Annotated in this window: 23 protein-coding genes; 15 read left to right on the top strand and 8 right to left on the bottom strand. The window is 59.2% G+C overall.

The window, feature by feature from the left end; translation table 11 throughout:
* Nucleotides 1-24: 24 nt before the first annotated feature.
* Genes trbL through HGP13_RS33195 form a run of 5 tightly spaced genes read left to right on the top strand, consistent with a single transcriptional unit; the run spans nucleotide 25 to nucleotide 4,606 of the window.
* Complete coding sequence (trbL, locus tag HGP13_RS33215; RefSeq protein ID WP_172234043.1) at nucleotides 25-1,347, top strand: P-type conjugative transfer protein TrbL; 1,323 nt, start codon at nucleotides 25-27, stop codon at nucleotides 1,345-1,347.
* The gene (trbF, locus tag HGP13_RS33210) at nucleotides 1,348-2,073 is read left to right on the top strand and encodes a conjugal transfer protein TrbF (RefSeq protein ID WP_172234041.1); all 726 of its coding nucleotides are present in this window, start codon (nucleotides 1,348-1,350) and stop codon (nucleotides 2,071-2,073) included. It begins immediately after the preceding gene.
* The gene (gene trbG, locus HGP13_RS33205; protein WP_172234039.1) at nucleotides 2,070-3,098 is read left to right on the top strand and encodes a P-type conjugative transfer protein TrbG; all 1,029 of its coding nucleotides are present in this window, start codon (nucleotides 2,070-2,072) and stop codon (nucleotides 3,096-3,098) included. Before trbF ends, trbG begins: the two co-directional genes overlap by 4 nt.
* A gap of 11 nt (nucleotides 3,099-3,109) precedes the next feature.
* Complete coding sequence (locus tag HGP13_RS33200) at nucleotides 3,110-4,324, top strand: TrbI/VirB10 family protein (RefSeq protein WP_172234037.1); 1,215 nt, start codon at nucleotides 3,110-3,112, stop codon at nucleotides 4,322-4,324.
* A 12-nt stretch (nucleotides 4,325-4,336) separates the two neighbouring features.
* Complete coding sequence (locus HGP13_RS33195) at nucleotides 4,337-4,606, top strand: DUF2274 domain-containing protein (RefSeq protein WP_010914026.1); 270 nt, start codon at nucleotides 4,337-4,339, stop codon at nucleotides 4,604-4,606.
* A 537-nt stretch (nucleotides 4,607-5,143) separates the two neighbouring features.
* On the opposite strand, the gene hemN is transcribed toward HGP13_RS33195, so the two are convergent.
* Nucleotides 5,144-6,493 (bottom strand): oxygen-independent coproporphyrinogen III oxidase, encoded by a 1,350-nt coding sequence (gene hemN, locus HGP13_RS33190; RefSeq protein WP_172234035.1) that lies wholly within the window; start codon nucleotides 6,491-6,493, stop codon nucleotides 5,144-5,146.
* Between the two features lie 157 nt (nucleotides 6,494-6,650).
* On the opposite strand from hemN, the gene HGP13_RS33185 reads away from it, so the two are divergent.
* Complete coding sequence (locus tag HGP13_RS33185) at nucleotides 6,651-7,406, top strand: Crp/Fnr family transcriptional regulator (protein ID WP_172234033.1); 756 nt, start codon at nucleotides 6,651-6,653, stop codon at nucleotides 7,404-7,406.
* 3 nt (nucleotides 7,407-7,409) lie between these two features.
* Here HGP13_RS33185 and HGP13_RS33180 read toward each other — a convergent pair whose 3' ends face one another.
* Nucleotides 7,410-7,928 (bottom strand): hemerythrin domain-containing protein, encoded by a 519-nt coding sequence (locus tag HGP13_RS33180; protein WP_006329234.1) that lies wholly within the window; start codon nucleotides 7,926-7,928, stop codon nucleotides 7,410-7,412.
* 150 nt (nucleotides 7,929-8,078) lie between these two features.
* Here HGP13_RS33180 and ccoN point away from each other — a divergent pair, with 150 nt between their 5' ends.
* From ccoN to ccoS, 8 genes are all read left to right on the top strand, one after another.
* Nucleotides 8,079-9,689: a cytochrome-c oxidase, cbb3-type subunit I gene (gene ccoN, locus HGP13_RS33175; protein ID WP_172234031.1), complete on the top strand. Its 1,611-nt coding sequence runs from the start codon at nucleotides 8,079-8,081 to the stop codon at nucleotides 9,687-9,689.
* Nucleotides 9,690-9,700: 11 nt separating this feature from the next.
* Nucleotides 9,701-10,432 carry a cytochrome-c oxidase, cbb3-type subunit II gene (ccoO, locus tag HGP13_RS33170; protein ID WP_027056289.1) on the top strand — a complete coding sequence of 244 codons (732 nt, stop codon included), beginning with the start codon at nucleotides 9,701-9,703 and terminating at the stop codon, nucleotides 10,430-10,432.
* An 11-nt stretch (nucleotides 10,433-10,443) separates the two neighbouring features.
* Nucleotides 10,444-10,593 carry a CcoQ/FixQ family Cbb3-type cytochrome c oxidase assembly chaperone gene (locus tag HGP13_RS33165; RefSeq protein ID WP_027033462.1) on the top strand — a complete coding sequence of 50 codons (150 nt, stop codon included), beginning with the start codon at nucleotides 10,444-10,446 and terminating at the stop codon, nucleotides 10,591-10,593.
* 2 nt (nucleotides 10,594-10,595) lie between these two features.
* Complete coding sequence (gene ccoP, locus HGP13_RS33160; protein WP_019856557.1) at nucleotides 10,596-11,459, top strand: cytochrome-c oxidase, cbb3-type subunit III; 864 nt, start codon at nucleotides 10,596-10,598, stop codon at nucleotides 11,457-11,459.
* Between the two features lie 198 nt (nucleotides 11,460-11,657).
* Nucleotides 11,658-13,217, top strand: coding sequence for a cytochrome c oxidase accessory protein CcoG (ccoG, locus tag HGP13_RS33155; protein ID WP_172234029.1), 1,560 nt, complete (start codon nucleotides 11,658-11,660; stop codon nucleotides 13,215-13,217).
* Entirely contained in the window at nucleotides 13,214-13,711 is a 498-nt protein-coding gene (locus HGP13_RS33150) for a FixH family protein (protein ID WP_069091264.1), read from the top strand. The genes ccoG and HGP13_RS33150 overlap by 4 nt, the downstream gene beginning before the upstream one ends.
* Nucleotides 13,708-15,996: a heavy metal translocating P-type ATPase gene (locus tag HGP13_RS33145; RefSeq protein WP_172234027.1), complete on the top strand. Its 2,289-nt coding sequence runs from the start codon at nucleotides 13,708-13,710 to the stop codon at nucleotides 15,994-15,996. The genes HGP13_RS33150 and HGP13_RS33145 overlap by 4 nt, the downstream gene beginning before the upstream one ends.
* Nucleotides 15,993-16,142: a cbb3-type cytochrome oxidase assembly protein CcoS gene (gene ccoS / locus HGP13_RS33140; protein WP_006329249.1), complete on the top strand. Its 150-nt coding sequence runs from the start codon at nucleotides 15,993-15,995 to the stop codon at nucleotides 16,140-16,142. Before HGP13_RS33145 ends, ccoS begins: the two co-directional genes overlap by 4 nt.
* Nucleotides 16,143-16,544: 402 nt before the next feature.
* Here the strand turns inward: ccoS and HGP13_RS37640 are convergent, their stop codons facing one another.
* A complete protein-coding gene (locus HGP13_RS37640; protein ID WP_209444685.1) occupies nucleotides 16,545-16,760 on the bottom strand; it encodes a hypothetical protein in 216 nt (71 codons plus the stop codon).
* A gap of 107 nt (nucleotides 16,761-16,867) precedes the next feature.
* Nucleotides 16,868-18,055, bottom strand: coding sequence for a Fic family protein (locus tag HGP13_RS33130; protein ID WP_006329252.1), 1,188 nt, complete (start codon nucleotides 18,053-18,055; stop codon nucleotides 16,868-16,870).
* A 1,340-nt stretch (nucleotides 18,056-19,395) separates the two neighbouring features.
* Between HGP13_RS33130 and HGP13_RS33125 the strand changes: the two genes are divergently transcribed.
* Nucleotides 19,396-20,868, top strand: a complete 1,473-nt coding sequence (locus HGP13_RS33125) for a hypothetical protein (protein ID WP_172234025.1) — start codon at nucleotides 19,396-19,398, stop codon at nucleotides 20,866-20,868.
* 5 nt (nucleotides 20,869-20,873) lie between these two features.
* Here HGP13_RS33125 and HGP13_RS33120 read toward each other — a convergent pair whose 3' ends face one another.
* From HGP13_RS33120 to HGP13_RS33105, 4 genes are all read right to left on the bottom strand, one after another.
* Complete coding sequence (locus HGP13_RS33120; RefSeq protein WP_172234022.1) at nucleotides 20,874-21,236, bottom strand: hypothetical protein; 363 nt, start codon at nucleotides 21,234-21,236, stop codon at nucleotides 20,874-20,876.
* Nucleotides 21,208-21,453 (bottom strand): hypothetical protein, encoded by a 246-nt coding sequence (locus tag HGP13_RS33115; RefSeq protein WP_172234020.1) that lies wholly within the window; start codon nucleotides 21,451-21,453, stop codon nucleotides 21,208-21,210. Before HGP13_RS33115 ends, HGP13_RS33120 begins: the two co-directional genes overlap by 29 nt.
* A gap of 109 nt (nucleotides 21,454-21,562) precedes the next feature.
* Nucleotides 21,563-22,444, bottom strand: coding sequence for a macro domain-containing protein (locus HGP13_RS33110; protein ID WP_172234018.1), 882 nt, complete (start codon nucleotides 22,442-22,444; stop codon nucleotides 21,563-21,565).
* Nucleotides 22,445-22,447: 3 nt separating this feature from the next.
* Nucleotides 22,448-22,948, bottom strand: coding sequence for a TIR domain-containing protein (locus HGP13_RS33105; protein WP_172234016.1), 501 nt, complete (start codon nucleotides 22,946-22,948; stop codon nucleotides 22,448-22,450).
* Nucleotides 22,949-23,535 lie beyond the last annotated feature (587 nt).

Raw genomic sequence — 23,535 nt, 5'->3', positions numbered from 1 at the left:
TCTCTTGACGACGAGGAAGGCGGCATGAACGACCTTGGGGTCATTGATCGCTTCATGGAGACCTTCATCCGCTACATCGATAGCGGGTTCGGTCTGCTCTCGGGCGATGTCGCCTTCCTTACCACGACCCTGATCGGCATCGACGTCACACTTGCCGGCCTCGCCTGGGCATTCGGCGGCGAACCCAACATATTCGGCCGGCTCATCCGCAAAGTGCTCTATGTCGGCGTCTTTGCCTTCATCCTGAATAATTTCAAGAACCTCGCCGACATCATTTATCGGTCTTTTGCCGGTCTCGGCATCAATGCGTCATCCGGCAACCTCTCCGCCGACAATCTCCTGCATCCAGGCCGCATTGCCGCAACCGGTTTCGAGGGCGCCTGGCCGCTTCTCGATCAGGCAAGCCAGCTTCTGGGCTTCCCAGAAATCTTCGGCAACGCGCTCACCATCTTCGTGCTGCTCGTGGCCTGGTTCCTGGTCATCATCGCCTTCTTCATCCTCTCCATCCAACTCTTCATCACCATCCTCGAATTCAAACTCACCACTCTGGCCGGATTCATTCTCGTGCCCTTCGCGCTTTGGAACCGGTCAGCGTTTCTCGCCGAGCGCGTGCTCGGCAATGTCATCTCGTCGGGCATCAAGGTGATGGTGTTGGCCGTCATCATCGGCATCGGCTCCACGCTCTTTGGCGAGTTCGCTTCCGCGCTGCAAGGCAAAGAGCCGGATCTGGCCGCCGCCATGTCACAGGTCCTGGGCGCCTTGGCGCTCCTTGGTCTCGGCATTTTCGGACCTGGGATAGCCTCCGGTCTTGTCTCGGGCGCGCCGCAGCTTGGCGCGGGCGCCGCACTTGGAACCACGGCAGCCGCAGCCGGTGCATCGCTCGTTGCCGCAGGCGCAGCATTTGCCGGCGCGCGCATGGCAACCGGCAGCGGTCTCACCGCACTCCGTGCCGGCACGACCATGGGGTCAGCGGCTTCTACGGCCTGGCAGATGGGGCGCGCAACATCGCCCGAGTCCGGCCTGCCCGGTGTAGCTGCTGGAATGCATGGTGTGACCAGCGCCGCCGGCGGCGCCGCAATGCGGGCGGCACGATCTGCCGCAGGAGGCTTCGGGCGCAGCGTTGATGCAGGGCGCGAAGCTGCCTGGACCGCGACCGGTGGTGCGCCGACCGCATCCATGACCGGAAGCCCTACTGGTCCGGTCACTGATGCCGCGCCCGGCTGGGCCAGGCGCCTGCGTTCCGAACAGACAGCCCGTGCCCAGCGTCACGCCGCCATGCAGGCCGTCCGTGAAGGCGACAGGCCGGGAGGCAGCGCCAATCCCTCTCTCAACGACAAGGACGACTAAATGCTATTCAAGCGACCCATTCAACGTTACGGCAAGACGCCCGAGCCGGTCACGCCGTATCAGAAGGCCGCGCAGCTCTGGGACGAGCGCATCGGCTCATCTCGAGTGCAGGCCCGCAACTGGCGGTTCATGGCTCTTGGCTGTCTGACCTTGGCGGCCGGACTTTCCGCCGGACTCGTGTGGCAGTCGATGCAGAGCCGCGTCGTGCCTTACGTCGTCGAGGTCGACGGCTTCGGCGAGGCACGCGCCGTTGCGCCGGCAGTCCGGGACTACGAGCCCTCCGATGCCCAGATCGCGTGGCATCTCGGCCGCTTCATTCAGAATGTCCGTTCCGTTTCCACCGATCCGGTGCTGGTGCGGCAGAACTGGCTTTCGGCCTATGACTTCGCCACGGACCGCGCGGCGCTCTTTCTCAACGAGTACGCCAAGGCGAACGATCCTTTCGGCCAGATCGGCACACGCAGCGTGTCGGTGCAAGTGACCAGCGTGGTCAGGGCTTCCGACAGCTCGTTCCAGGTCAAATGGGCCGAGCAGGTTTTTGAGCGCGGCAGCCTTGCCAGCACGACGCGCTGGACCGCGATCCTCACCATCGTGATCCGCCCGCCAAGCAATACTGACCAACTGCGCAACAACCCGCTCGGCGTCTTCATCAATGCGATCGACTGGTCGCGCGAGCTCGACAGTGCTGCGCCGACGTCCGTTTCCCCAAAAGGAGTCCACCAATGAAGAATAGAATGTCGTCGGTCCGTGCCGCGCTGATCCTGTCGGCCTCTACAGCAGTCCTCTCCGCCTGCGCGTCGAAGCCGGTACCGCCGCCTGAGATTTCCTATGATGCTGCCGATTTCAAACCAGCCGCAATCGAGAAGCCGCCGGAGAAGCCGGTCAAGATAGTCGAAGTGCCAAAGCCGCTGCCGTTGCCAGGTCAGCTACAGCCCGATCCGGGCAGGGTGGCCGATGACAAGCGCTCTCCTGAAGAACGGGTCTCCGATGCCAATAAAGCAGCGACGCAGCAACCCACCAGGTATGGGTACGTGAATGCGGTTCAGGTCTATCCATTCGCCGATGGCGCACTCTATCAGCTCTATGCCGCGCCGGAGCGCGTTACCGATATCGCACTCCAGCCGGGCGAGAAGCTAACAGCCGTGTCGGCCGGCGACACGGTGCGTTGGGTGATCGGCGATACCGTCAGCGGCACCGGTGACAATCAGCGCACCCATGTGCTGGTAAAACCCTTCGCGCCGGGACTTAACACAAATCTGGTGATCACCACGGAACGACGCACCTACCATTTGCAGCTTCAAAGCACCGAGAAGACCTCAATGGCGGCGATCTCCTGGACCTATAGCGAGGACCAGATCATCGCGCTACGCCAGCGCAACGCCCAAGCCGAGGCTGCCATGCCGGTAGCGTCGAATGTGGCGCTCGAGAATATCCGCTTTCGGTATTCAATCACCGGCGACACACCACCCTGGAGGCCGACGCGCGCTTTCGACGATGGCAGCAAGGTCTATATCGAATTCCCCCGTCGCATTGATCAGGGCGAAGCGCCTCCTCTCTTCATCGTCGGTGCCGATGGGGACAGCCAGCTCGTCAATTATCGCATGCGCGGCAACTACTACATCGTCGATCGCCTCTTTGGCGCTGCAGAACTGCGTCTAGGCAGCAAGCAGCAGCAGGTGGTGCGCATCACCAGGACTGACGGCCGGCAACCGCCGCGGCGGATTCCGCTCTTTGCGCGGCCCAGCAGGTGAGGGGAGCGCTCATGACCGATACTTCCCGATCCGATGCGCCGCCGAAACTCGATCCCGAGCAGCTGCAATTGCGAGCCTCGCCCCGCCGCGCTGTCCGATTCAGGCGCGGTGTGATCGTCGCCATCGCTGCAGTCGGATCCGGTGCCATTCTGGGCGTCACGATGATGGCGCTTCAAGGACCGGCACGGCGTATCAAGCACCAGGCAGAGGACCGCTATAACACCGAGCGCAAGCCACCCGCCGAGGGACTAGAAGCGCTTCCCAAGGACTATGCCGGGATCATGCCGAAGGCCCCTGTGCTCGGACCGCCACTGCCCGGCGACCTCGGTCGCCCCATCCTTGAACGCCAACGTCAGCTCGGCATCGCGCCAGGGCAGGATGTCTCCGCCGAGGAGCAGCGCCTTGCCCAGCAAGCAATTGAGGCGCGCGAGTCGCAAGTCTTGTTCCGGATCGACAATCGACCCAGACAGACAGATGTCGCCGGCGGCGGGCCGAGTGCGCAGCAGCCGTCTGAGGCGCTTCCGCAATCCGGAGCGACGCGCGTGTCAGCTTCCGTTGCCCCAGCCGAGGGTGACCAGAACAACCAACAGCGCAAGCTCGATTTTGTCAGTCAGCGAAACACAAGCGGGATCTACAATCCGCAAGCGCTGCAGACGCCGGCCTCGCCCTACCAACTGATGGCCGGCAGCGTGATCGCGGCCAGTCTCGTCACCGGCATAAATTCCGACTTGCCTGGCCTTGTCGTCGCGCAGGTCACCGAGAATGTGCACGACACAGTCACCGGCAGCATTGTGCTCATTCCGCAAGGCTCACGCCTCATCGGCACTTATGACAGCGTCGTGGCTTTTGGGCAGAGGCGCGCATTGCTGGTCTGGCAGCGAATAATCCTGCCCGACGGTTCCTCGATCGAAATCGACAATCTGCCAGCGACGGATACTGCCGGCTATGCCGGGCTTGAGGACAAGGTCGATTTTCACACCTGGCAGCTGATCAAGGGAGTTGCTCTAGCGACGCTACTGGGCGTTGGTACCGAGTTGAGCTTTGGGGAAAACGAAAGCGACCTAGTTAAGGCGATCCGGGAATCCACTCAGCAAAACATCAGTCAAGCCGGCCAGCGCATCACCGAAAAGAACCTGAATATTCAACCCACCATTATCGTCCGACCCGGTTGGCCCCTACGCGTGATTGTACACAAGGATCTTGTGCTGCGCCCATACCCGACTTGAACAGGAGTAATCATGGCAGATCTGAAACTTGGAAAGCTTCCAGACCGGACACCTTCGAAGATGACCATCACCGTTAGCGCGGACCTGAACCAAGCACTCAAGGACTATGCGGCGCTTTACCGCCAGACCTATGGCGAGTCTGAAACGGTAGCGGAACTCATACCTTTCATGCTGGCAGGGTTTCTGGAAGGTGACAGAGCGTTTGCCAAGGCCAGAAAGGAAAGCTTGCCCGCCGGCATGTCAGAGAAATCGCGACGCGTGTCAGGTTCAGATTCCGAGTAATCGAAGCATAAAGTTGGTCAATTGGCGCAGCCGCCCGGGTGCCTAATTTCCCGGCGGTCGCGGCCTACCGATCCGTCATGTAAGGCCTATGCGCGAACTTCGAGCAGCTGGAGGTCAAGTAAGTGCCTGGGCGGCCCGGAAACCGCGAACAGGCGCAGGGCGTGCGAGCCGCACTGATGCATGGTTTCAGACACGTGGGAACGCCGTGCGGTTGTTACTCAGAATGAGCTCATCTCAAAGGGGCATTCAAGAGCCGCAGCGCTGAGTAGCGGAAGCCGCAATGGGGTGCGTCGCCGACATTCAGTGAAAGACTGGGCCGAACAATCCAACCTGCTTGGGCGGATACGAAGTGGAGCCCTGCCTGCAGGGTTCCGGCGGGTCCCAGCCCTCTGCCATGCGACCCCCTTTGGTAAATACCCGCGTCGTCACAGCATCGTAAAGTGGCGCCATATGCACTATCGAATTGTTAGCTGCTGGTTTCGGCGATTTTGAGGAGGTTCGCGATCGACTGAAGACGGTGACGTTCGTCTGTGGCACTCAGACTGCCACTGAGTGCCTGGCCGTTCCACTTTCGAAATATTTGTCGAACTTCGCTGCAATGCTCCTTACAAAGGGACGACTTTCCGCCGATACGACGTAACTGTCACCTTGGAGTTCAAGCGGTCGAGCAGGGTCGCCAATGGCGATGGAGCTTGCTTGGAAAAGAAGCTTTTGTCCGGCTTCCCCGAAGCGTTCCACCAGATCGGCTGCTGAAAAGCCGAAATCGCACATCAAGCGCTCGATGATCCAGCCGCGAACACGGTCATCTTCGGAAAACGCGATGCCGCGGACCGTGGCCAGATGTCCCCCCTCGACCATGCGTCCATATTCGGCTGTCGACGGCATGTTCTGCGAATAGCCCTGTCGAAACCGGCTGATCGATGACGGCCCGAGCCCGATCAGTGTTTCGCAGCGATCCTCGGTGTAGCCCTGGAAATTGCGGCGGATCGTTCCCGCGCGAGCCGAGACTGCAAGCGCATCATCCGGCTTGGCGAAATGGTCTATTCCAATCGCCTCGTATCCGGCGCCCATGATCAGACGGGCGGCAATTTGCCACTGAGCGAACCGTTCGGCCGGACCCGGCAACCATGCCTCGTCGATCATAGTCTGATGCTTCTTGAACCAGGGCACATGCGCGTAGCCGAACAGCGCCATCCGGTCCGGCTCCAGAGTCAGCGCCTGCGCCACGGTGGAACAGACGCTCTCCCTGGTCTGATGCGGCAGGCCGTAAAGCAAATCGAGGTTCACGGACCCTACGCCGCGAGAGCGAATGCCGTCGACAACCGCCTTGGTCTGCAAAAAGCTCTGCTCGCGGTTGATCGCCTTCTGCACCTTCGGATCGAAATCCTGAACGCCGAGGCTCGCCCGCGCCATGCCGATCTCGGCAAGTGTATCAAGGCGGGCTTCGTCCATGTCGTTGGGTTCGATTTCGACGCTGATCTTCGCATCGGCAAGAAAATCGAAGCTATCCCGCAGGACAGTTCCCAAGGCTATCATATCCTCGGGCTTCAGCATGGTCGGCGAGCCGCCGCCGAAATGCACGGCGCGGACATGGGCCTTGCCGCCGACAAGACCGGCGACAGTCGCGATCTCCGCGTGAAGCGAGCGGAGATACGAAGCCACCGGCTCGTAGCGGCGGGTCTGCTTTGTATGGCACGCACAGAACCAGCACAGCCGGTCGCAATAAGGGATGTGCAGGTAGAGCGAGACCTCGTCACCGCTTTCGAGCGCCTTCACCCAGCTTCGATAGACATCAGCGTCGACGCCAGGATGGAAATGCGGCGCGGTCGGGTAACTGGTATAACGCGGGACGTTCTCGCCAAGCCTGGCAGCTAATTCCGGTCTCATTTGGTGGTCCGCCGTTTTTGCCTCGCCGGTAGTCTGGACGCGTCGAAGAGCCAATGCCCTGATTTCGGTCAGCCTCCAGCACGGACAAACTGCCGCAAGGATTTCTCTGCCATCGCTTGCTATCCTGTCGAAACTTGGGATCGGTAGCGCGAGCGTAATGACAGTACGGCAAGACATTCACAGTTCCGGCATTCCCGTTCTTTGCCTGTCTTGCGCAGCACGACTTCGCGGCGTCTGCGCTGCGCTCGATCCAAACCATTTGGTTGGGCTCGCCAAAACTTCGTCGCGGCACAAGCTCGAGCCGGGGGTCGAACTGATCGCCGACGCCGAGGCCGTCGACAGCTATTCAAACTTGCTTTCAGGCGTTGTGAAGCTGACGAAGTGCCTTTCGGACGGCCGCCAGCAGATTGTCGGTCTTCGGTTCGCACCGGATTTTCTGGGACGGCCCTTCAAGGTGAAAAGCACGATCAATGTGGAAGCAGCAACCTCCGTCTCGCTGTGCTCGTTTCCGAAGGCGGCCGTTGAACGGATAATGAAGGAATCACCGGGACTCAAGCATCGCCTGCTCAAGCAGACGCTGGACGAACTCGACGAGGCACTTGAATGGATGGTGACTCTCGGGCGCAAGACCGCGCCGGAGAAGGTGGCGAGCTTTCTCCTCATGATCGCCCGGAATATGGATTCCAGTATCGACCCGGCGGCTGGGTCGGCATGCTTCGATCTGCCGCTGACACGTGCCGACATCTCTGATTTCCTTGGACTGACGAACGAGACCGTGAGCCGCCAGCTTACGCGATTGCGGGCTGACGGCGTGATCCGGATCGAGAACAAACGCCATGTAACGGTCGACAGCATGAGCCGGCTGGAGCAGCGCTGCGGCGGCCGAGGCGCGCGGCAACCGGCCTTTGAATGAGACCTAAGCGTCGGGGCCTTCGTCGCTTATTACGATCCGCGGCAGGACATGCTCGCGTTCGAAAGCGATGTGTCGCCGCAAGCCTTCGAAGAAGCCGCGTAGCATGAATCCGACAGCTTCCGCGCTCTCTATCGGATCACCATGACCGATCGCTAGGAGCGTTTCGGCCACCTCGCCAGCGAAGCATTGATCCTCAAGGTGCTCGATGCGCAACCGGCTGGTAGAGGCAAGTTTGGCCTCGGCCGGGGTCAAGTGCGCCTCATACGCAGGGAAAATCACCCTCTCCTCAAACCCATGAATGTCACGGAGCAGCGGAACGATCTTCTTGGCCGTTCCAAGACATTTGAGGCGGTCGACGTTCGGCAGTGCATCGGCAATGCTTTCCAGCGAGAAGCAGAGCTCCAGCTTTTCCCGATGGGCAAGCTTCATGACCTCGCCCGGAATCGCCTCTGTCCCGGCCTGGCGCGAGAAAGCCGCACTTGTCCATGAGCGGGTTGGCCCGTGCTGCGTTTCCTTGTTCAAATCGCCACCTTCTGATTGCACCGAACTCGATGCTGCCCGAAGCAAAATCGTGCGGCTCTGACATGGATCAGGGCGAGCAGGCGGCAACTACGGAATTAATGCACCGCGGATTTGGCGTCCGCGCATTGGAATCCTGGTCGGGGACATGTCATGAAATTCGGCACGGAGATCGTCGTTCTAAGCCTGTTTGCTTTTGCGGCCCTGGTGGCTGCCGGCTTCGGCGTAGAAGGACCTTTTCGCCAGCATATGGGGGTTTTGTTCGTCGCCGTGGCTGGCTTTACCGCGATCCTGCTGCGCAACACAGATTTCAAGCCGGCGGCTCCGATCGACACCTCCGCCTACATGGATGGCCCGATCCGCTACGGAGCCATTGCAACGGTATTCTGGGGCGTCGTCGGCATGCTCGTCGGTGTGATCATTGCCCTGCAGCTGGCATACCCTCACCTCAACATCCAACCCTGGTTCAATTTCGGCCGGCTGCGGCCGCTGCACACATCCGGCGTCGTCTTCGCCTTCGGCGGCAACGCTTTGCTTTGCACGTCTCTCTATGTCGTGCAGCGCACGTGCCACGCCCGGCTGTTTGGCGGCAAACTGGCCTGGTTTGTGTTCTGGGGTTACCAGCTGTTCATTGTCATGGCCGCGACCGGCTACCTGCTCGGCATCACCGAAGCCCGCGAATACGCCGAACCCGAATGGTATGTGGATCTCTGGCTGACCATCGTCTGGGTCGCCTATCTCATCCTGTTCCTCGGCACGATCCTGAAGCGCAAGGAACCGCATATCTACGTCGCCAACTGGTTCTACCTGTCCTTCATCGTGACAATCGCGATGCTGCATGTGGTCAACAATCTGTCGATGCCGGCGTCGTTCCTGGGCTCGAAGAGCTACTCCGCCTTCTCCGGCGTCCAGGACGCCTTGACGCAATGGTGGTATGGCCACAACGCGGTCGGCTTCTTCCTCACCGCCGGGTTCCTCGGCATGATGTATTATTTCGTGCCCAAGCAGGCGAACCGGCCGGTCTATTCCTACCGCCTGTCGATCGTCCACTTCTGGGCGATCATCTTTCTCTACATCTGGGCCGGCCCGCACCACCTGCATTACACCGCCTTACCCGACTGGGCGCAGACGCTCGGCATGGCGTTCTCGATCATGCTGTGGATGCCGTCATGGGGCGGTATGATCAATGGCCTGATGACGCTGTCTGGCGCCTGGGACAAGCTGCGCACCGATCCGATCATCCGCATGATGGTGATGGCAGTCGCCTTCTACGGCATGTCGACCTTCGAAGGTCCGATTATGTCGATCAAGACGGTCAATTCGCTGTCGCACTACACGGACTGGACCATCGGTCATGTCCATTCCGGCGCGCTCGGCTGGGTTGGCATGATCTCGTTCGGCGCAATCTACTACATGGTGCCGAAACTGTGGAACCGTGAACGTCTCTATTCGCTGCGGCTCGTCACCTGGCACTTCTGGCTGGCGACGCTCGGAATCGTCGTCTACGCCGCGGTGATGTGGGTTTCCGGCATCATGCAGGGCTTGATGTGGCGCGAATACGACGAGCAGGGTTTCCTCGTCTACTCCTTCGCCGAAACCGTCGCCGCCATGCATCCCTTCTACGTCATGCGCGCCATCGGCGGTGCGATGTACCTCACCGGCGCCCTGCTCATGGCCTGGAACGTGACCATGACCATTCTTGGCCACCAGCGCGAAGAGCAACCAATGCCAGGTTCCGAGCCCGCCCTCCGGCCTGCCGAATAGGGAGCCAGACAATGGGCTTGATGGACAAACACGCGATCATCGAGAAGAACGCCACGCTTCTTCTCGTTGGCTCTCTTCTTGTCGTGACCGTCGGCGGCATCGTCGAGATTGCGCCGCTCTTCTATCTCGACAACACGATCGAGAAAGTCGAAGGCATGCGGCCCTACTCGCCACTGGAACTCGCCGGACGCAACATCTATGTGCGCGAGGGCTGCTACCTCTGCCACAGCCAGATGATCAGGCCTTTCCGGGACGAGGTCGAGCGCTACGGCCACTACAGCCTGGCCGCCGAGTCGATGTACGATCATCCCTTCCAATGGGGATCGAAGCGCACCGGTCCCGATCTCGCCCGGGTCGGTGACCGCTATTCGAACGCATGGCACGTCGCACATCTTTCCGATCCACGTTCCGTGGTGCCGGAATCGATCATGCCGAGCTATGCGTTCCTTAAGGACGCTCCGATCGAGGTGAAGGACTTCTCGACGCATCTGGTTGCGAACGCGCGTGTTGGCGTCCCGTACTCCGATGACATGATCGCGCACGCCAATGCCGATCTGATGGCCCAGGCCGACCCGAATGCCGATGCCTCCGGCGTCGAGAAACGCTATCCGAAAGCCAAAGTCGGTGATCTGGACGGCAATCCGCAGCAGGTGACCGAGATGGATGCCCTCGTCGCCTATCTGCAAATGCTGGGAACACTGGTCGATTTCAAGACCTATGACGATGCAGCCGGCTACCGCTGAGGGGGGACGCAATGAGCTATAATTTGATGCGGGAATTCGCGGACAGCTGGGGTCTGCTTGCCATGGCGCTCTTCTTCGTCGGCTGCATTGCCTTTGCCTTGCGTCCCGGCGGCAAAACACAGGCCGATCAAGCCGCCCAGATTCCACTCAAGGACGACTGATCATGAGCAGCGAGCATATCGATGAAGTCTCGGGCATCTCAACGACCGGTCATGAATGGGACGGGATAAGGGAACTCAACAACCCATTGCCCCGATGGTGGGTGATAACCTTCTACATCACCGTCGCTTGGGCGGTGGCTTATACAATTGCGTATCCGGCTTGGCCGATGCTGTCTTCCGCGACCAAGGGTGTGCTTGGCTATTCCAGCCGCAACGCTGTCAAGATTGAGCTGGCGGCTGCCGAAGCCGCCAAGGGCAAATATGTCGCGGCCATCCAGCAGAAGACCGTATCCGAGATTGCAGCCGACGACGCGCTGCGTGAATTCGCGGTAGCGGCCGGTGGAGCTACCTTCAAGGTCAATTGCGTGCAATGCCACGGCTCGGGCGCCCAAGGGTCGAAGGGCTTTCCAAACCTGAACGACGATGACTGGCTATGGGGCGGCACGACCGAGCAGATCCAGCAAACGATCGCGCACGGCATCCGTTTCGCATCCGACCCGGATACTCGGCAGTCGGAAATGCCCCCCTTCGGTGACATCATCACGCCCGAACAGATCGCACAGGTCGGCGCCTATGTCGCCAGCCTCTCGGGCAAGGTCCAGGATGCAAGTCTTATCGAGCCCGGCGCCAAGGTATTCGCGGAAAACTGCGTCGCCTGTCATGGCGATAATGCGAAAGGCAACAAAGAGCTCGGCGCGCCCAATCTGACCGATGCGATCTGGCTCTACGCACCCGGCGAGACAGCCATCGCCGTCCAAGTCCGCGCGCCGAAGCACGGTGTCATGCCGGCCTGGATCGGGCGTCTCGGCGAGACCAAGGTTAAGGAACTTGCGGTTTATGTCCATTCGCTTGGCGGCGGAGAATAGGAACGGAAGCCTATTCTCGGCCCTCCCCGCCAAGCGACGGGGCCCGGCACGAGTCGGGCCCCGGCATGCGGCGATTGACCTGCAGCAAGGCGGCGCGGCCCACACGGCGAAGCGGGCTCACTGCAGACCGGACGTCTGTCGAAGCAGACAAGTCCGTCGCACAACGATGTCATAGGCCGCGCGCGAGTGGAGATGCACGTGCTGGATAAAACGCAGATGGAGCGGCTCGAGGCAAAAGCGGTCAACTCCGCCAAGACACGACAGCCGCTCTATGCTCCGCGCAAGAAAATCTTCCCTAAACGCGCCTCGGGCAGCTTTCGCCGCTTCAAATGGCTGGTGATGGCGATCACGCTGGGCATCTATTATCTGATGCCCTGGTTGCGCTGGGATCGAGGTCCGTTTGCTCCTGATCAGGCCGTGCTGATCGATCTTGCCAACCGCCGTTTCTACGTCTTCTTCATCGAGATATGGCCGCAGGAATTCTACTATGTCGCCGGCCTTCTGATGATGGCCGGCATCGGCCTCTTCCTGATCACGTCCACCGTCGGCCGCGCCTGGTGCGGCTATACCTGCCCGCAGACGGTATGGGTCGATCTTTTCCTAGTTGTCGAGCGGGCGATCGAAGGCGATCGCAACGCTCGCATGAAGCTCGACGCCGGCCGCTGGACCGCGCGCAAATTGGTGCTGCGTGTGTCGAAACACGCCATCTGGCTGGTCATAGCGGCAGCTACCGGCGGCGCCTGGATCCTCTATTTCGCCGATGCGCCGACGCTGATCGGCGACGTATTCAACGGCACCGCCGCTTCGGTCGCCTACGTCACCATCGCGGTGCTGACGGCGACCACCTACACGTTCGGCGGGCTGATACGCGAGCAAGTCTGCACCTACATGTGCCCGTGGCCGCGCATCCAGGCTGCCATGCTCGACGAGAATTCGCTCACTGTGACCTACAATGACTGGCGGGGCGAACCTCGTTCGCGGCACGCCAAGAAGGTCCAGGCTGCGGGGCAGCCGGTCGGTGACTGCGTCGACTGCAATGCCTGTGTCGCAGTCTGCCCGATGGGGATCGACATTCGCGACGGCCAGCAACTCGAATGCATCACTTGCGCGCTGTGCCTTGATGCCTGCGACGGCGTCATGAACAAGCTCGGCAAGGAGCGCGGGCTGATCTCCTATGCGACGCTGTCCGACTACAACGCCAACATGGCGGTGGCGACCGCAGGCGGCTCCGGTCCCGTGAACCCTTCACTCGTCAGAACGGCCGACAGCACATTCTCCGCCAGGTTGGCGCATTTCCATATTCGCAAGATCTTCCGACCGAGGACCTTCTTCTACATGGGCGCGTGGACGGCGGTCGGGCTTGCCTTGATCTATTCGCTGCTGACGCGCGACCGACTCGAGATCAACGTCCTGCACGACCGCAATCCGCAATTCGTGACCCTGTCCGACGGCTCGATCCGCAACGGTTACACCGTCAAGCTGCTTAACATGATCCCCGAGCCAAGGACGATCGTCGTCACGATGCAGGGCTTGCAGGGAGCCGAAATGAGCGTCGTCGGCAGTGATCTGCCGGCAGCTCGCTTCTTCGCCGTCGCGGTCGAAGCCGACCGGCTGAACATGCTGAAGGTCTTCGTGCGCCAGCCAGCGGGTGAGGTTCGGCACGCTGCACAAACCTTCAAGTTCCGCGTCGAGGACAGAGCGAGCTTCGAATCGGACGAATACACCGCCACCTTCAACGCACCGGAGATCGCCAGATGAGCACCAATACGCAAAAGACGCGTGAGTTCACCGGCAGGCACATGCTGCTCACCATTCTCGGCTTTTTCGGCGTGATCATCGCGGTCAATCTCACGATGGCGACACTCGCCAGCACGAGCTGGACCGGCCTTGTCGTCGAGAACACCTATGTGGCCAGCCAGCAATTCAACAAAAAGGCCGAGGAAGGGCGCGCGCAGGCGGCACTCGGCTGGACCGGCAAACTGACGATCGCTCGGGGTGAGGTCCGCTACAGCTTGAGCGATACCACCGGCAAGCCGGTCCCCTTGCATGGCGTCAAGGTGCTGTTTCGCCATCCCGCATACGAGAAAGAGGACAAGTCCGTTACGCTCGCCCTCGCCTCCGGCGAGGAATTCGCGGCGCGGCACATGCCGAAGGACGGCGTCTGGATCGTCGAAGTCGACGCCGATGCCGGCCTGGCGCAACCCTATCGCGACGTCCGCAGGATCATGATTTCGCAAGGAGCGCTGCAATGAGCTGCTGTGCACCCGGTGCGGAACAGGCAATGGATCTGACCGGTACCACATCGGTCCTGCCATCTGGCCAGGAGATCAGGTTGGCGAGCCGCTTGGTTGGCGATGGTCTTCGCCAGACCGACCTTTCAGTACCGACGGTTCATTGCGCAGCCTGCATCCAGGCGATCGAGACGGCGCTGGCAAAGCTCGACAATGTCGAAGACGCGCGTGTCAACTTGTCGACCAAGCGCGTCGCGATCCGGTGGCGAGGCGACGAGGTGCCGCCCTTCGTCGCTGCGCTGAGACGACTGGGCTACGAGGCGCATCTGTTCGCCGCCGAGATCGATGAAAAAGACAAGACGCTTGCCGAGCTGATCCGCGCGGTCGCGGTCGCCGGGTTCGCCGCCGGCAACATCATGCTGCTTTCGGTCTCGGTCTGGTCCGGCGCCGAAGGTGCTACCCGCGACCTGTTTCACTGGGTCTCTGCATTGATCGCCATCCCGGCGCTCGTCTTTGCCGGCGGCATCTTCTTCCGCTCGGCCTGGAATGCACTGCGCCACGGCCGCATGAACATGGACGTGCCGATCGCGGTTGGGGTGTCGCTCGCTTATGCCATGAGCCTCTACGAGACGATCAATCATGGCGATCACGCCTATTTCGACGCGTCCGTATCCCTGCTGCTTTTCCTGTTGATCGGCCGCACCCTGGATCACGTCATGCGCGAACGGGCACGGACCGCCGTGAAAGGCCTGTCCCAGTTGGCCGCACGTGGCGCCATGGTGCTGCGCGGCGATGGCGCGCGCGACTACCTGCCGGTTGGCGAGATCGAACCGGGCATGCACCTTCTGGTCGCCGCAGGCGAAAGGGTCCCTGTCGACGGCCGGATCATTCGGGGCGCGTCGGATCTCGACTGCTCGCTGGTTTCTGGCGAGAGCACACCAAAAACCATGACGTCCGGGCAACAGGTTCAGGCCGGCACGCTCAACCTTACCGGCCCGCTGACCATCGAAGCGACCGCTGCGGCAAAGGACTCCTTCCTGGCGGAAATGGTCCGGCTGATGGAAGCCGCCGAAGGTGGTCGTGCGCACTATCGGCGGATCGCCGACCGTGTCTCGGCGCTCTACGCGCCGGTGGTCCATCTCACCGCCTTCGTGACGTTCCTTGGCTGGATGGCGGTAACCGGCGACTGGCACCGGGCAGTGACGATCGCGATCGCCGTTCTCATCATCACATGCCCATGCGCGCTCGGTCTGGCCGTGCCGATCGTGCAAGTGGTCGCGGCGCGCCGCTTGTTCGAAGCCGGCGTCATGGTCAAGGACGGATCGGCCATTGAGCGCCTGGCAGCGATCGACATCGCGGTGTTCGACAAGACCGGCACTCTCACGCTCGGCCAGCCCAGGCTGGTCAACGCGTCGTCCATCGATCCGGCGATGCTGGCGATGGCAGCCGACATGGCCGCGCACTCCCGTCACCCGTTCTCGAAGGCCATCGCCGCATTCGCGGGTTTTGCCGGCCAGCCGAAGCTGGAAGCCGTCAGCGAGCACCCGGGTCTCGGCATCGAAGCCACGACCGCGGACAGCACCTGGCGTCTTGGCCGGCGCGGCTGGGCCGGATGGAAAGCCCGGACCGGTGGCGAAGGCAAGTATGGCGGCTATGGCGGGACGGTGCTTTCGAAGAATGGGAGGATCGTCGCCTCCTTCAAGTTCGAGGACGCTAGGCGCGCCGACGCCAAGGCGGCGGTCGGACAATTGAAGGATGCCGGCGTGTCGGTCGAAATGCTGTCGGGCGATACCCCGGACGCTTGTGGCGATGTCGCAAGAATATTGGGCATCGACCGTTTTGTTTCGGCGCTGCTGCCGTCCGAGAAGGCTGAGCGGATCGAAGTGCTGACCAAGGCCGGCCACAAGGTCCTGATGGTGGGCGACGGGCTCAACGACACGCCAGCGCTGGGCGCGGCGCACGTCTCGATCGCTCCCGCGACCGCCGCCGATATTGGCCGCAACGCGGCCGATTTCGTGTTCCTGCGTGAAAGCCTTTCGGCCGTACCCCTTGCGCTGGACGTCTCGCGGAAGGCAGGGCGGCTGATCCGCCAGAACATAGCCATCGCGATCATCTACAATGCTGTTGCCGTGCCGATCGCCATCTTCGGCAACGTCACGCCGTTGATCGCCGCGGTCGCGATGTCCGCCTCATCGCTGCTGGTGATCGGAAACGGGCTGCGGCTGCAGGGCTTTAGGCTCGCCGAGCTGACGAGGGCTTCTTCGGCAACGCATTCCGGCATTCACCCATCAGCGCGGTCATCATGACGATACTCGTCTACCTCATGCCAGTCGCCCTATTTCTTGGCGCACTGGGGCTGACTGGCTTTCTGTGGGCGTTGAAGAGTGGCCAATATGAGGATCTTGACGGAGCCGCTGAGCGCATCCTCCGGGACGACAAGCCGGAACGCTGAGCCAGACCGCTGTTCCTGACGCTGTGCTGACGCCGGCCGTCAGCCGACTCGGAATAACGATTGAAGCTCCACAACCAGTTAAGTCGCTTGACGTAGATTTGTGAAAAGCCCCTGTCCCTCGAAGGACTGCGTCGCCGGTTCCGCCCCAACATAGACGCGGCCAATGTCATAAAGCTGATGTTCATGTTCACGATAGGTGCGGACACGGGGTTGCAGTTACACTTGTTTGGGTTCAACTGCAGGTTTCGTGCACCCAATTTCGTCCAGATAATCGGCCCACCACTGCATCATACTGACGCGCTTTTCCCAGTGCTCTGCCCTGGCGTAAGTGCGCCGAACGTCGTTCTTTTCAATATGGGTCAGCTGTCTCTCTTGCGTCTGGATGCCACTTGCCGCATTCATTCAACAGAGTTGATGCCGTTGCTCGGAAACCGTGAGCCGCTGCTTTTTCTTGCTGTAACCCATGCGACGCAGGGCGGCGTTAAGTGTATTGTCGGAAATCGGACGAGAACCCGATCGCACACTTGGAAACAGCAGCGCCTCGCCGCCGGAAATGTCTCTGAGATCGGTGATGGCCTGCCTCGAAAGTGCAACGCGGTGCGGCCGCCGCATTTTCATGCCTTGCTTCCGGGATGGTCCACACCGAGCCTTTGAAGTCGAACTCTTCCCATTCGGCGGCTCGCAACTCGCCGGGGCGGGGAAACAGTAGGCGCAGTTATGCGACGCTAAGTTTCCGGAAATAGCTTAGGAAACAGTTCGTCCAACGTGTCGACCGGGAAGCGTAGCGATACCGGTCCTTTCGGGGTATCGGACGCAAGCAGGCCAAGCTCGAGCACCTCGGTAAACACGCGGCGGGCCGTACGTTCCGGCAAGCCAGCGATACGTGAGGCCTCACCGCGATCGAACTCGCCGCGCAGAAGCGCCTCCTCGAGCAGCCGGAAAGCTTCGGGCTTCAGGTCGTAGCGTTGAACGAACCGCTGCAGGCGCCGGGCTAGTTGGTTCAAATCGAACAGGCTCGACATGAAACTGACCTGGTCGATACATACCCGTAGAAACCATAAGGTAAAATCCGCCAGCGCCCGCATAGAAAGATTACCGCGGCCGTCGCGATCGCCTTGGCGTGGCATGTCGGCGTGATCCATCATGCGTTTATAGTCGCCGCGGCTTTCCAGACCCCGCGCCAGGCCTCGGGAAATCGACCACAGCCCGTGCGCGGCGATTCCTGCCTCATGGGCCATGGCGTGACTCATCAAGCGGCTGACGCGTCCATTGCCGTCTGGGAAGGGATGAATGTAATTGAACCGATGATGCGCGGCCGGAATCGCCAATATCCTAGCCGCTTTGCCCGTACGTTGGAAGCGGTACCGGCTAGCGAAATGCTCCATGAACGCTTCGACGCGATCGCTTGACGGCGGCTGGTGGCGGCCGACAGTGACATCATGTTCAGGCTGTGATCGCCACCGACCCGGAACCATCAAGAATTCTCTGTCTGCGCCGCGAATGCGCAACATCGCCTCATCGGCGTCACGGTAGAATTCCGCATGCAGCCAGCGCAAAAAATCAAGCGAAGCCGGTTCTGGGAGCTGACCCTCCGCTGCCAGGCGATCGATTTCCCCCTGCAGTCGGACATGGGCCGCGGCTTCCACCTGCAGGTTGCGTCGTTCCTGGTCTTTGTCGAATTCGCCGGCGAGGGCGCGTTCGATGTCGCGGGGGCGCGTGTTGTGGCCCTCGATCAGGTTGCTGTAATAGGTGTTCATGATGCGCACGAGATCCGCCAGGTTCGCGGCCGTGCGCGGATGCAGCTTGGCGCCGAGAACCGCCGAGCTTGCTGACAGCTCAGCCAGCGCGTCGGAGATAGGCTCCGCAACGTCTTCCAGGCGCGCCGGCTCGATGCGCTGTACGGTCTCTTCCATAATTGGCCGATGTTAGATCGCGCTAAGTACGTATATGTCAACAGAAATTTTAGCTGAGCGCCCATAACTGGCCGATCATTTGGCCGATGTTAGCCGCTACCTCAGCTTCACCGAGACGGTTGATCGACGACGCCAATGCCGATGCCGATGCCGATGATGGCCGATATTCGCTATGCTTAGCGCATTGATAGTATGTACAAATTTGCGATCGGTCGGTCGATTTGGCCGATCGCTTGGCCGAACTTCGCCGGTCGCGCTGACTAGGGATATACGACCAGGAAAATACAGGCGACTCCAAATGATTCTCCAGAGACTGCGGAAGCACGCGACGCTGCGACCAGGCTGCGCGAGGACTCGAACGAGGCAGCCCAATATCTGCTGAGCTCTGCGAGAGCGTGTGGAAGCCCGATGCGGGGGCCAGGTTCTCACGTTCGCGTTCGAGTGCGATCCATTCGCTCTCAAATCGCGACTGGCGTCTTTGACGCTGGATTTGAATCCACAATAGATACGTGCCGACAATACACCTGTAAGCAACGTCTGCCAGTCATAGAGCGCGCCGATGAACGGATTGTGGAATTTCGGTAGCGACTCCGCGCAGCGCTCGAACAGGCTCCGGGCAAGCGCGTTTTCGCAAATAATGTTCGGCAGATTCACGCTATATAACCTCTGTCTTCTGCTCATGTGATGCAGGTAGGCAGCGTGGGCAGTTCAGTCAACAATTCTGCGAGGCGTCAGAAATGCGGCGGCGTGGTGCTTCTGGGAAATTCGCGGCAATCACACCGAGGTCGAGTGCCAGCGCTGCGGCTGGCTCGACGTTTCGCCGACGCCGAGATGAGGCAGCGAAAGTAATAACCGAGAGACACTGTTGGTGTCGTAGCTTGGTGATTCTTCGCCAAGCTGTCGAAACCAGTGGAATGCCGATTCACGGCCAAGCCTAGACCTTGACACTCGCCTCGCATTTTCCGAGCGTCCCGGCACGTCAGACGCACAATGCGCGGGTGAATTATTTGAGCTTCCCACACTGGATAACAACTCTTGGGAAGAGGTGGTATCGGAATCAGTTGAGTGAAGGAACTGCTTGGACGGCGTTTGGCCTGATCGTCGCGGTAAGCCTTCTGCTTTCGGTGGGTCCAGATTTTCAAGAGTATCTGATCGCAATTCTAAACAGCGATACTCCTTCCATCTATGAGTCGGCTTATCAAACCGATATCATCAAGTGGCCAGGGCTGTAGGACTGGCTTTTCAAAGCCATCAATGTTCAGTTCTGGCTTGAGGCTACGGTAATTGTGGCCATATCCTTTCACGCGCGATCATTTAGAAGAGTTGTTCATACGGTAGCATTGACAAGCTTCGCCACGATGGCGATGGTGGATACCATTATTCTCACCGTCTTTGGACCGAGATCGTTTGCCGCTTTCTTCCAAAACATAGTTGCAGACCTCCTGGGCGGCAACGCGCTTGCCTTTGTGTTGGCGATCATTCTGATCGCCTGCGAATACGTTCGCCAAGCATTCTGGGAAGGGTCTCGCTTCGTTGGGCGCTTACTTTCCGGGTTTGCCGCCATCATCTTGGGCATCTTGGCATCCACAGCCGCGTTCTATGTTTTTGATTTCTTTTACAGGCCGCTACCGGTCCGCTTCGATATCTCATTGGGCCACCCATCCAACGGAACGATCATCGCAGAACCGACTGACCCACAGCCCAAAAAGCAGTTTGACGGGCAAATTGTTTCTCGGCTGCCATTTTCGTTCGCGCCTAATGTCTCGGCAGGTGGGGAGATTAACTGGGCGAGCCCCCAGGGACCCACAAAGGTGCAATGGTCAGCGCTCGGCACACCCGCGAAGTTCGATGCGGAAATTACACTGGTCGGGGGCTGCTGGGACATAGCCGGCGCCAAGGCAGCCGGCCAAAGAGCAGCATACAGCCTCCCAAACGTTCGAACTTTGGATTTTTGGATCGATGGCGGCATCACCGACCTGACTATAGATAGGCCGAATGGGTCATCTGGCGACCTAAGCGTCACCCACCAACGCATATCGACGTTTTCGACTTCTAAAAACGACGCCAGCAAGAAGATCGAGCTTCAACAGTTCATATACGGCAAGGCTATGCTGGGGTTTAAGACGTCCGACAGCGAAGTCAGCTATTACGTAACCGCGTCGGCGTTTACAGTTAATGATGAAGCAGTCCGCAACAAGCCTACAACACTCCACGTGAATGTGGATGGAAGAGAGACCGCAATCCAGCTCAAGACAAAGGCCGGACTGATGGATGGGAAGGAACCTGTGGTGTGTAGGCAGATCGGCGCTCCAATTGCTTTTTCCCGACGATCCGTCGATATGGATGCAATCGGAAGCTTGCTCGGCATCTTGATCAAAGTGAAGACTCGGGCTGACAGCGGCTTTTACGTTGTGCCCACTCAAGATTTAAAGGCCGACGGTGAAAGCGGTTGGATCACCCTAAAGGGATTAGAGCCTCAAGCGTTGAGCCAAACGCCTGCAATGCATGCTGAAATGGTTGCCATTGGCAGCGGGATATCAAGCGCCGCGGTGAATGAAACAGCAGAGACGATTAACGACACCTACGATGCTCTCGGAGATTTCGACGGGAGCTATGATATCAATGGACGTATGCGGTTCGTGGGGGTCGCCGACTTTCTATGGAAGAATAGTATGCGCGCTAACCCTACAAAATGGGAGAGCACAAGCAGTGAGGCGCGTGGACGGTTGATCGGTTGGGCCATCGCTGCTTTGAGCGTGTTGGTCAGCGTTTTTGTTGTTAGGTTCAGGAATAATATCGATCTGAAAATCTAATATTCTCAGGTCGGATCTTCCGCGGCAGCCGGCAAATTGACCGACTTTGGTTCATCCTTGCAAAGGATCTCTTGGGCTTGGATGAGGAATAGCGCGTCCGTCGCCACGCTTTTGATCCTCCCTTGCACCTTCAACAACATGATGACCAATTCTTTTGGCGGCAGCTTTTCAAGCTCGCGAGCGTCCTCAAGGGTTTCCAGTCTTGCAACTGGCTCGGACTTGTCGGTGATCTTTTTCTTGAAGTCGTCCAGAAAGCCTGGTTTTGGCGCAGAGCAAAACATCTTCCGGAAATCCTCGTCCGAGAGCAGCGTCGCGAACACCGCGTCGGCGGGTATGTTGCTATCGTAGCCGTGCCGCGCGTTTGACATCGAGGATGTATTGGGAGACCCTATTGACAGCCCATTGCCGAGCATCGTTTGGAACGTCCTTGTTGCCGAGCATGGTGTACGCCTCAGTGAACTCCTGAAGATCGACGGCCGCTTGGCTCTGCTCTTGTGAGAACCATGCGGTGAGCAGCACCGTGATGATGGGGATCGCAATTGTTGACGCAACTGTGAGCACGATGGTTTGGGTCTTTTCGTTCATTAAAATCCCCCAGTCCCAGCTATCGCCAGGCCCTGAATTAGCTCGGCATTACTGGGCGGCAAGTTTTCGCCGCGATATCCGGTATACCGCCGCAGGTAGTCGCGAAGCGTTAGACCTGCAGGCTCTGAGAAAGGTAGTCGCGAACCTCAAAGAGATTGACGCCAAATCGCTCGGCATCACCAGGGAAGACTACGATCGACAGTTTATTTGAAAATACCTTGTCGTACGAAGCATCCGCAAAGGATTGCGCGATCTTCTCGATCACCTTCTTTCTCGGCAATCCAACGCGACCGCGACCGGTCCCGATCAAACCGATCGCAGTATCGCCAAGCTCGCCCTTCGTAGCGACGAATTGCCAAAGAGCCTCAAGCGCCTCATCGAGCATTTTGGGCGTCGACTTGGCAGTACCTTCCTCATTTAGTTCGGCCATCGCCGAGAGGTAGAACGTCTTTCCGTGCGTGCTGACCTTTGCGACCGTCCCAACGGGATATCTACGGTTCTTCCCCTTGCCAGCCGAGTGCTCTTCGAAAGCCATTCCTTTGAGGGACATCGTCAGATGCTTGTCCAACTCAACCGTGTTCCCCAAAAAATACTTGTTCGTGAACTTACCCTGCAAGCTGTCCGGATTGATCAGGCCGCTGGCTATGTCGGTGTCGAACGTCGTGTTGGTGCTGATGACTATGTTGGTGGCGGGCGATTCCAAAAGATCTCCGATAAGAACCTCGTAGCTAAAATCCTTTTTTGGAATGCGATAAGAAATTCGAGATACTGGCCGCCTAGAAAGAAGGGCAGCCACCACAGCGAAGCCCAACACCACAAAGAAGCTGTAGGCGCTGTATTTGTCTCGTGTGTACATGCTGAAGAAATCCAGCATTTCCAGCAGAAGATATATTCCCCCGAGAACGGCGAGAATCCTCGCTAGCCCGTTAACTGACAGGATTGCATACCGCCAATACGACCAAGTTCGGATTGAGTCGAAAAAATACTTCACGACTTACAGTCCGAGGTTTTTGTAGGTTTGGTCGGTGTAGTAATACGGACCGGTTTCTCCCTCTTTTCGATGTTCGGTGTGACTGTCTGGCCAATTAGTCATGGCATACTCTACGATCTTGACCCCAAATGGGACGTAGATCGCCAAGCTCTCCCGAATTGCTGGCGGGCAACGGTCGTCGCGATGCCGGACGCCATTTAGATTTACCCCGATGATTGGCAGGTCAAGCTTCAGCGCGACTTCCATTTCCCACTTAACGAACTTCGTCAGCAGTTTTGTCTTTTCGCCGATGAGGACGATCAGCAGCTTTGAATTAGCGAAGCGCTCGCGAAGTTGGCGCTTAATGCTTTCTTCTTGGCTTGTATCTCGCGCCGTATTTAGGTCATGCGCGTTGTGGAAATCGAACGTGAATTTCTCATTCTCCGCCCATGCCGTCATGAGGCGATAGTAACGCATGTCTGTATCGCCGTCGAAGCAGATATAAGTCTTATTCCTGTACGCCATCTCTTTCCGCCACCCATTGAGCGGAAAGACTTGTCACAGAACAAGAGAGTCGTCTAGCCTCAGAGCGGCGGCTGTTCCACAACTACCCAGTCGCCCTCACGCCTCGCCTATGTCGCTCATGTTCTCTGCCGTAAGCCGCTTCTAATTTCTGGAAGTCATTGGCCTCGGTATGGCCATTGGGCTGATTGCAGGCGATTTCACCCACGTTAAAAAGCACAAAAGAAGAACATTGACAGAATCACTTTTTACAACAATTATGTTGTAATGATCCCTGCGTTCGATCCGCTCACTGGGGAACTGCCGCCTGGTGAACATTCTGCTGGATGGGACGAGGTCTTCGAGCGATTCGGGTGGAACGCACACAGGTTGTGGCTGCTAGCCGGTCTTCTGCGGGCTTCCACAAACCTAAGGAACGCAGGCTGCAAGTTCTTCCTACTGGACGGCAGCTTCGTGACCGCGAAACCGAACCCTTCGGACTATGATGCATGCTGTGACTATACAGGAATGGACCCGCTTAAGATCGACCCTCACCTACTAATGGGAAAAAAGGCGATGAAAGCTGAATTCCGGGGCGAGATCCATCCTGA

The organism is Mesorhizobium sp. NZP2077 (genome assembly GCF_013170805.1).
Taxonomy (GTDB): Bacteria; Pseudomonadota; Alphaproteobacteria; order Rhizobiales; family Rhizobiaceae; genus Mesorhizobium.
This window is presented reverse-complemented; position numbering and strand designations above follow the sequence as displayed.